Origin of the sequence: Actinomycetospora callitridis (genome assembly GCF_028737265.1) — a bacterium.
GTDB classification, from domain to species: domain Bacteria; phylum Actinomycetota; class Actinomycetes; order Mycobacteriales; family Pseudonocardiaceae; genus Actinomycetospora; species Actinomycetospora callitridis.
This window is the reverse complement of sequence record NZ_JAQZAK010000005.1, coordinates 336,227-342,370: the sequence shown is the minus strand read 5'-3', so window position 1 is coordinate 342,370 and position 6,144 is coordinate 336,227. Positions and strand designations below refer to the sequence as shown.

Annotated in this window: 9 protein-coding genes; 3 read left to right on the top strand and 6 right to left on the bottom strand. The window is 73.7% G+C overall.

The genetic code is table 11. The features are described 5' to 3' along the window. The first annotated feature begins 292 nt into the window (after positions 1-292). A complete protein-coding gene (locus PH191_RS18980; RefSeq protein WP_274196174.1) occupies positions 293-835 on the top strand; it encodes a hypothetical protein in 543 nt (180 codons plus the stop codon). Between the two features lie 4 nt (positions 836-839). Here PH191_RS18980 and PH191_RS18975 read toward each other — a convergent pair whose 3' ends face one another. The 5 genes from PH191_RS18975 to mftA form a co-directional block, all read right to left on the bottom strand. Then, positions 840-1,169: a hypothetical protein gene (locus PH191_RS18975; protein WP_274196173.1), complete on the bottom strand. Its 330-nt coding sequence runs from the start codon at positions 1,167-1,169 to the stop codon at positions 840-842. A gap of 110 nt (positions 1,170-1,279) precedes the next feature. Further along, positions 1,280-2,116 (bottom strand): alpha/beta fold hydrolase, encoded by an 837-nt coding sequence (locus PH191_RS18970; RefSeq protein ID WP_274196172.1) that lies wholly within the window; start codon positions 2,114-2,116, stop codon positions 1,280-1,282. 165 nt (positions 2,117-2,281) lie between these two features. Continuing rightward, a complete protein-coding gene (gene mftC / locus PH191_RS18965; RefSeq protein WP_274196171.1) occupies positions 2,282-3,520 on the bottom strand; it encodes a mycofactocin radical SAM maturase in 1,239 nt (412 codons plus the stop codon). Continuing rightward, positions 3,517-3,861 (bottom strand): mycofactocin biosynthesis chaperone MftB, encoded by a 345-nt coding sequence (gene mftB / locus PH191_RS18960; RefSeq protein WP_274196170.1) that lies wholly within the window; start codon positions 3,859-3,861, stop codon positions 3,517-3,519. The genes mftC and mftB overlap by 4 nt, the downstream gene beginning before the upstream one ends. Continuing rightward, positions 3,861-3,953 (bottom strand): mycofactocin precursor MftA, encoded by a 93-nt coding sequence (gene mftA, locus PH191_RS18955; protein ID WP_274196169.1) that lies wholly within the window; start codon positions 3,951-3,953, stop codon positions 3,861-3,863. Before mftA ends, mftB begins: the two co-directional genes overlap by 1 nt. A 145-nt stretch (positions 3,954-4,098) precedes the next feature. On the opposite strand from mftA, the gene PH191_RS18950 reads away from it, so the two are divergent. Beyond that, positions 4,099-4,686, top strand: a complete 588-nt coding sequence (locus tag PH191_RS18950) for an acyl-CoA-like ligand-binding transcription factor (RefSeq protein ID WP_274196168.1) — start codon at positions 4,099-4,101, stop codon at positions 4,684-4,686. Continuing rightward, positions 4,683-5,045 carry a GntR family transcriptional regulator gene (locus PH191_RS18945; protein WP_274196167.1) on the top strand — a complete coding sequence of 121 codons (363 nt, stop codon included), beginning with the start codon at positions 4,683-4,685 and terminating at the stop codon, positions 5,043-5,045. The genes PH191_RS18950 and PH191_RS18945 overlap by 4 nt, the downstream gene beginning before the upstream one ends. Before the next feature lie 372 nt (positions 5,046-5,417). Here PH191_RS18945 and PH191_RS18940 read toward each other — a convergent pair whose 3' ends face one another. Beyond that, a complete protein-coding gene (locus PH191_RS18940; RefSeq protein ID WP_274196166.1) occupies positions 5,418-6,125 on the bottom strand; it encodes an SDR family NAD(P)-dependent oxidoreductase in 708 nt (235 codons plus the stop codon). Between the last annotated feature and the right edge of the window lie 19 nt (positions 6,126-6,144).

Genomic DNA, 6,144 nt, shown 5'->3' with positions numbered 1-6,144 from the left:
GGGGTGGGGGGGGGGGGGGCGGGGGGGCGGGGGGGGGGGGGGGGGGGGGTGCGGGGGGGGGGGGGGCTGGTGGCGATCGTCGTGGACACGGGTGCCTCCCTCGTCGGTGGCACCCGGGGCCGCGAACGCCGCCCCGGGGCGTCCTCGACGCTAGGAGCCCGGTCGCGCCCGCACGTCCCCTGCGCGGTGGAGGGGACGGGGGAGCTCGCCGACCCGGGGCGCGCATGTCCCTGCCGTGCTTGTCCCTGCAGTGCTTGTCGCTCCGGGGTGGACCTCGACACAATCCCCGGCCATGCTCCCCCAGCCCGACCGGCCGTGGACGGAGCGCGCGCGGTCGGCCCTCGTGCTCCTCGTCGCCGCGATCGCCCTCGAGGTGGTCGTCGTGCTGGCGTTCGCGGCGGTCCTGCTGACCGCCTCCCCGGTCGGCGCGCTCGTCGCCGTCGTGGTGTGCCTCGCCCTCGCCTCGATGCTGACCGTGCTCGCAGTGGTCAACTACATCCGCACCCGGATGGCCGTGATGTTCCACGAGGTCGCCGCCCGGGCGGCGCCGGGCGGAGGCGACGGCGCGGGTGGTCCCGGCGGACGGGTCGCCGGCGGGTCCTCCGGGGGCGGGTACGGCGGGGGGTACGGCGCGCGCGGCGGTCCCGGCGGTGTCCCCTGGCCCGACCCGACGTGGGAGACGTGGCCGGATGCCGGCCACCACCATGCGGGCCACCACCACGACCACGGACACCACCACGGGCACCACGACCACGGCGGCTGGTCGGACCCCGGCTGGTCGGACCCCGGCTCGTCGTCGTCCGACTCCGGCTCGTCGAGCAGCTCGTCGGACTGAGCGCTCACCCGCCGGCGACGACACCCAACGCCGGCGGCCGGCGACGCGAGCGGCGCTCCACGCGATCCGTCGAGTGGACCAGCCGCAGGTCCGGCCCCGTGGGCTCGTCCGTCTCCGACCCGGCCCCGTCGTCGAGGAACTGCAGCGCCTCGACGAGGTGGCGCAGCAACGCCTCCCGCGGGATCGCGCGCGAGATCCACACCTGGCGGGTGTCCGCGTCGGCCACCCAGGCCGTCCGCCCGTCGAGCGGCACCCAGTAGACGCTGACCCCGGCCTCCGCCAGCAACGGCAGGGCGGCCAGGGGTTCGGGCGCGGACTGTGATGACCCGGTCATGCACCGTCATCCGTGCTGGCCACGGGATCGGATCGACACCGGAACGGTATTGGGTGCGTTCGGCCTTGACCTGCCTCAGCAGGAGACGGAACCGGCTGCCCAGATCGGAGTCAGGCCGTGACCGGTGAGGACGCCGCGAGGCGGGCGAGGATCGGACGGAGCACCGCCACGAGCTCGCGTGGGTGCGAGGCCTGTGGCACGTGGGACCCGGGCGTCTCGACGACGGGCACCCCCAGGCCCTCGGCGAGCCACTCCGATGCCTCCCAGAACCAGTGCCGCGGTGCCGAGGGATCACGGTTCTCGGCGCCCGAGGCCACGACGCAGGGGACGCGGACGCCCGCGATCTCGTCGGAGGTGGGCAGGTAGCCCAGGATCGGCTCCAGCTCGATCCCGAACAGGACCTCGCCGTTCCCCAGCATCCGGGCACGGAGGTCGGCGTCGAACGACTCGTACACCTCGTCCCCGGCGACCCAGCGCAGGAACAGCTCGGTGGCCCTCGTCGGCCCGCCCTCCGCCATGCCCTCACCGATGAGCTGTTGGAGACCGACGACGATCTCGTCACCGCCCGAGGTCATACCGGCGTACGGCGGTTCGTGGAGGACCGCACCGCGCAGCAGGTCGGGCCGCCGCACCACGAGATCGGTCAGGATCATCGCCCCCGCGCTGTTGCCGTAGACCACGGCGGGCGCGAGGTCGAGCTCCTCGAGCAGGGCGGCGGCGTCGTCCGCCTGCTGAGTGATCGAGGCGGTCGTGTAGCCCTCCGGCCGGGAACTGCGCGAGTTGGCGCGCCGGTCGTAGCTGACGACCGTGTACTGGTCCGCCAGGAGATCCGCGACGTCGGCCCAGTGTCCGGCGTCGCCCGTGGCACCCGAGATGAACAACAGAGGTGGCCCGGCGCCCCGTCGCTCGTAGTAGAGCGTGGTGCCGTTGGCCGCGATCGTGGGCATACACGTCAGGTTCGCGCGCCCGCCGGGGCGGAGGGATCGCCGCGGCGGGAACTACGTACGTCGCCGGTGGGGTGGGCCGGCCCGGGCCCGGGGGGTGCCCGGGCCGGCCCGACGGTCGCGCGCGGGAAACCTCCGCGGTCGCGACCGGTGCTCTCCGGCGGGCGGTCAGCCCACGCGGATGCCGGCGGGCAGGCGGGTGCCCTCCCCGGCCAGCGGGTCGGAGTCGCACGCTCTGTCCGGTCGAGAATCCTGGCTGGGGCGGCGCACCGACAACGTCAGCGGCACCGGGCCGCCGGCGTCCTTCTTCTGCGGGCTGGTGCGGTGGGAGTGGTCCAGCGAGGGCTTGGGGATGACCGTGTCCATCTCCAGCTTCGCCAGCTCGCGCTCGCCGTTGCCGAGCACGCACTCCGGGTCGGGCCCGTCGAGCGGCAGGCCGGTGAAGAACTTCGCGGCCATGCAGCCACCCTGGCAGGCGTCGTAGTGCGAGCACTTCGTGCACGCGCCCCCCGACTGCGGCCCGCGGAGCTCCGCGAACAGCTCGCTCTCCTGCCAGACGGTCTTGAACCCGCCCTCGGAGCGGACGTTGCCGGCGAGGAACTGCTCGTGGATGGCGAACGGGCAGGCGTACACGTCGCCGACCGGGTCGATCAGGCACACCACGCGCCCGGCGCCGCACAGGTTGAGCCCGGGCAGTTCCTCGCCGAACGCGGAGAGGTGGAAGAACGAGTCGCCGGTGAGGACGTCCTCGCCGTGCGCGACGAGCCAGTCGTAGAGCTGGCGCTGCTGTTCGCGGGTGGGGTGCAGCTCGTCCCACGAGTCGGCGCCGCGACCGGACGGGCGGAAGCGGGTGATCCGCAGCTGGGCGCCGTAGCGGTCGGCGATCGCCTTGAAGTCGTCGAGCTGGTCGACGTTGTGGCGGGTCACGACCACGCTGATCTTGAACTGACCGAAGCCCGCCTCGTACAGGTTCTCCATCGCGCGGATCGCCGTGGCGTACGAGCCGGGGCCGCGGACGTGGTCGTTGACCTCGGCCGTCGCACCGTCGAGGGAGATCTGGACGTCGACGTAGTCGGTGGCCGCGAGCTGGGCGGCCCGCGCCTTGTCCAGCTTCACGCCGTTGGTGGAGAACTTGACGCCGACGTCGTGGGCGATCGCGTAGTCGAGCAGCTCCCAGAAGTCGCTGCGCACGGTCGGCTCGCCGCCGCCGATGTTGACGTAGAAGACCTGCATGCGCTGCAGCTCGTCGATGACGGCCTTCGCCTCGTCGGTCGACAGCTCGTTCGGGTCGCGCCGCCCCGAGCTGGACAGGCAGTGCACGCAGGACAGGTTGCAGGCGTAGGTGAGCTCCCAGGTCAGGCAGATCGGGGAGGTCAGGCCTTCGACGAAGTGCTCGACGAGCTTCATGAGGTGGTGTCCCCCTCGATGGTGGAGCGAGGCTGGATCGTGCCTGCCTTCGCGAGGCCGGCGAGGGCCTTGAGGTACTGCTCCCGCTGGTGTGCAGGAACCTCGGCCACCTCGAGGGCGCCGTGGACGTCGGGCTGGTCGGCGAGGGCCTCGACGACCCGCACGAGCGCACGGGTCTTGAGGAACGACAGCCGACGGGTGTGGAAGTCGTAGACCAGGGCGCCGAACGACTCCGGGCGCACGGACACCGAACCGGAGATCCGGTACGGGGCGTCCGCGTCGAAGTCGTCGACGCCGGCGGGGGCTGCCTCCGGGCCGGCCCCCGCCGCCGTCGTCGTCATCAGTAGACGCCGCACATGCCGTCGATCGAGACCTCTTCGACGAGGGTCTCCTCGACCAAGCCCTCGTCCTGTGTCACAGCGTTCTCCTCCATCGCGTCCTCCTCACCAGCGGGTGCCTCGGGCGCTGGGAACGCTAAGCGGCACTCAGTGCCACCGCCAGAGGTTGACCGGGTGGGAAACCTCTGTCCGTTCGGTGGGGGCGTTCACGGGCGCGGCTTGGTAGGCGATGCTCTTGTGGTGACGACGAGGAGCGCGCGACGGGTCCCGGTGGCCCAGCGCCTCGAGGACGTGGCGCTCGAGCTGTTCGCCACGCAGGGCTTCGACGAGACCACCGTCGACGAGCTCGCGGTCGCCGGGGGTGTCGGCCGGCGCACGTTCTTCCGCTACTTCCCGACGAAGCTCGACGTGGTGCTCGGCGAGCTCGACGAAGGACGGGCCGGGCTCGTCCGTGCGCTCGCCGCCGAGCCGGGCGACGACCCCGTGGCCGCGGCCCGCGCCGCCTTCCTCGCCGTGAACCACTACGCCGACGCCGAGCTGCCCGCCCTGCGCCGGCGTCTCGGGCTGATCGAGGACGTCCCCGAGCTGGCCGCCCGGGCCTCGGTGCGCTACCGCGACTGGGAGCAGGCCCTGGCGTCCGACGCGGCCCGGCGCTGGGGCGTCGACGTCGGCGGGCTGCGCGCGCAGGTGTTCGGGCGGGCGGTGGTGGCGGCGATGCGCGCGGTGTTCAGCGCCTGGCACACGCGGCCGGAGGCCGACGCCGACGCGCTCGGCGCGCTGGTCGAGGAAGCGTTCGACAGCCTCTCGCGGGGATTCTCGGCGACGTGAGCGATCTGATCGATCTCGACCCGGCGTCCACCGACCCGCCCTACGAGCAGCTCCGCGCGCGGATCAGCGAGCTCGCCCGGACCGGCGGGCTGGCACCCCACACCCGCCTGCCCGCGGTGCGCCGCCTCGCCACCGACCTCAACATCGCGCCGGGCACCGTCGCCCGCGCCTACCGCGAGCTCGAGGCCGCCGGGATCGTCGAGACCCGCGGGCGCCTGGGCACGTTCGTCGTCGGCGACGAGGGCAGGCCCGACCCGGCGCGCGAGCTGGCCGCGGAGTACGCCCGCCGCGTCACGGCCCTCGGCGTCTCCCCCGAGCGCGCCCTCGACCTCGCCCGGGCCGCCCTCGCCGACCCCTGATCGCGTCGTCGGCGACGGGTGGCCGGGAACCCCCGGACCCCCGCAGTCACCCGCTCGACCTCCGGGCGTCCTCTCGACCTCGCCCGCCGCATCGGGGGCTCGTTCACCGCGCGACGGCGAAAGATCCGGTTCCGTGGAGCGTTCGTTCCGCTGAGCGGAGCGTCCGCTCCACCACTGCAGATCTTGCTACCCGAGCGACGCGGCCGGCACCAGCCCGTGCGGACCAGCCACGACTTCGGTGGCGAATCCCGCGCTGAGCGCGGGTTGCGCCACCGAAGTCGTCAGGAGGACCGGCCGACCCCGGCATGATCGCGGATTCGGTGACGAGCGCTCGCAGATCTGTGGGTGTTCGTCACCGAAGCCGCGATCTCGTCACCACGGCACCTCGGCCCGGTCCTCCCAGAGACGCCCGGTGGGCGCGGGGGCGGAGGGGGTCGAGTCCCGCCGCGCGAGCCACAACGCCGTGTCGGCACCGTCGGAGATCGACCGGGGTGCCTCGGGCCCGCCCATGTCGGTGCGGCAGTGGCCGGGGCAGGTCGCGTCGACGAGGACGCCGCGGCGCCCGAGCGCCAGCTCGTGGGCCAGGTTGCGGGTCAGCGCGTTGAGGCCCGCCTTGGCGACGCGGTAGGGCGCGAGCCCGCCGGCCGTGCCCGGCCCGGACATGCGCCCGAGGCACGCCGACAGGTTGATCACGCGACCCCACCGGCGCTTGGCCATCCCCGGTACCAACGCCGAGATCAGCGCGAAGGGGGCGTCGAGGTCGACCGCGCGCACGCCGCGCCATTCGTCCAGCGTCGTGTCGAGGGTCTTCGAGCGCTTCGCGCTCATCACCGCGGCGGCGTTGACCAGCACGTCAACCTCGAGCTCGTCGACGCGCGCGGCGATCCCGTCGACGTCGGCGAGGTCGTGCGCCAGCACCTCACCACCGAACGCCGCGGCGGCCTCGGCGAGCGCGTCGGCGTCGCGTGCCATCCCGATCACGCGCGCCCCGGAGGCCGCCAGACCGGTGGCGATCGCGCGCCCGAGCCCCCGGCTCGCGCCGGTGACGAGCGCGCACCGTCCGGCCAGGTCCTTGGTCACCCGCCGGAGGTTCCCCGCG